2 protein-coding genes are annotated in these 2,197 nt (G+C 74.9%); both read left to right on the top strand.

The window, feature by feature from the left end; translation table 11 throughout:
* Window positions 1-733 (top strand): DUF4349 domain-containing protein (locus H5J30_RS28600; protein WP_181790180.1); only part of this gene is annotated, 733 nt, incomplete at its 5' end.
* Window positions 734-774: 41 nt separating this feature from the next.
* Entirely contained in the window at window positions 775-2,181 is a 1,407-nt protein-coding gene (locus tag H5J30_RS28595; RefSeq protein ID WP_181790179.1) for an FAD-dependent oxidoreductase, read from the top strand.
* Window positions 2,182-2,197 lie beyond the last annotated feature (16 nt).

Raw genomic sequence — 2,197 nt, 5'->3', positions numbered from 1 at the left:
CGCGCCGCAGGCGCTCGTCCGCACCGCCGAGATCACCGTGCGCACCAAGGACGTGGCCGGCGCCGCCGACTCCGCCCGCTCGCTCGCCGAGGGCGCCGGCGGCTACGTCGGCGACGAGTCGGCCAGCCAGGAGCCCGGCGCCCCCGCGCGCACCCGGCTCACCCTGCGGGTGCCCGCCGACGAGTACGGCACCGTCCTCGGCGGCGTCGCCGAACTCGGCCGGGTCGTCGAGCGCGACGTGAAGGTGGAGGACGTCACCGACCAGGTCGTGGACGTCGACAGCCGGGTGCGGTCCCAGCGCGCGAGCGTCGACCGCATCCGCGGCCTGATGGACGACGCCACGAAACTCGCTGACGTCGTCACCCTGGAGAGCGAACTCGGCACCCGCCAGGCCGACCTGGAGGCGCTCCTCGCCCAGCAGTCCTCGCTGGAGGACCGCACCGCGCTCGGCACGATCACCCTGGAGCTGCGCCGGCCCGCCGCCGCGCCGCCGGCGGACGAGGACGACGGCACCGGCGTCACCGACGCGCTGGCCGGGGGCTGGGACGCCTTCGTCACGGGGCTGCGCGGGGTGCTGATCGCGGTCTCCGCGTCGCTGCCCTTCGCCGCGCTCCTCGTCCTGCTCCTCCTGTTCTGGCGGTGGCTGCGCGGCCGGCTGCCGCGGCGGCACGTCACCCCGCCGCCCAGTCCGTTTCCCGGACAGCCGACACCCCAGGGCAGCGAGCCCGGGTAACCGGACGTAGCGTGTCCCTCACGGCGACGAAAGGGAGCGTCATGGGGGCCAAGCAGCGGATGGTGGTCATCGGCGGCGATGCGGCGGGGATGTCCGCCGCATCGCAGGCGCGTCGGATGCGGACGCCGGACGAGCTGGAGATCACCGCGTTCGAGCGCGGCCGGTTCACGTCGTACTCCGCCTGCGGCATTCCGTACTGGGTGGGCGGCGAGGTCGCCGAGCGGGACCAGCTCATCGCCCGCACCCCGGAGGAGCACCGCCGGCGGGGCATCGACCTGCGGATGCGTACCGAGGTCACCGAGATCGACCTCGACCGGCAGTGCGTACGCACCCGGGCCCTCGACGAGGAGGGCGGCGCGCAGGAGCGCTGGCACGGCTTCGACCACCTGGTCGTCGCCACCGGCGCCCGCCCGCTGCGCCCGCCGCTGCCCGGCATCGACGGCCCGGGCGTGCACGGCGTGCAGAGCCTGGACGACGGTCAGGACCTGCTGGACCGGCTGGAGAAGCAGCGGGTGCGGCACGCGGTCGTGGTCGGCGCCGGGTACATCGGGGTGGAGATGGCGGAGGCGTTCTGCCACCGCGGCATCCACGTCACCGTGCTGGAGGGCGCCGCCCAGCCCATGAACACCCTGGACCCCGACATGGGCGCCCTGGTGCACGAGGCCATGAACGGCAACGGCATCGAGACCGTCACGGGCGCGGAGGTCACCGGGATCCTCACCGGCACTGACGGCGAGGTGCGCGGCGTGGCCACGGTGAAGGGCGAGTACCCGGCGGACGTCGTCGTGCTCGGCCTCGGGGTGCGCCCGGAGACCGGGCTCGCGCGGGACGCGGGCCTGCCGCTGGGCGAGTCCGGCGGGCTGCTGACGGACCTGGCGATGCGGGTGCGCGGGCAGGAGAACGTGTGGGCGGGCGGCGACTGCGTCGAGGTGCTCGACCTGGTGTCCGGCCGCGAGCGGTACATCCCGCTGGGCACCCACGCCAACAAGCACGGGCAGGTCATCGGCCGCAACGTCGGCGGCGGCTTCGGCACCTTCCCCGGCGTGGTCGGCACGGCCGTCAGCAAGGTGTGCGACCTGGAGATCGCCCGTACGGGTCTGCTGGAGGCGCAGGCGCGCGAGGTGGGCCTGCAGTACGTGACGGTCACCATCCGGTCCACCAGCCGCGCCGGCTACTACCCGCGGGCCGCGCCCATGCACGTGAAGATGCTCGCGGAGCGGCGCACGGGCCGGCTGCTCGGCGTGCAGATCGTCGGCCGCGAGGGCGCGGGCAAGCGGGTGGACATCGCGGCGGTGGCGCTGACCGCGGGCATGACGGTGGAGCAGATGACGGCCCTTGACCTGGGGTACGCACCGCCGTTCTCGCCCGTGTGGGACCCGGTGCTGGTCGCTGCGCGCAAGGCGGCCGCGGCGGTCGCGGAGGACGCGCGGGAGAGCGACGGCGGCTGACGGCCCGGGTGGTGCG

Source organism: Streptomyces phytophilus (genome assembly GCF_013870535.1).
Classification (GTDB): Bacteria; Actinomycetota; Actinomycetes; order Streptomycetales; family Streptomycetaceae; genus Streptomyces; species Streptomyces phytophilus.
This window is presented reverse-complemented; position numbering and strand designations above follow the sequence as displayed.

Coding starts and splice junctions, on each gene's coding strand:
- H5J30_RS28595 (WP_181790179.1), top strand. CDS start 775: ATGGGGGCCAAGCAGCGGATGGTGGTCATCGGCGGCGATGCGGCGGGG.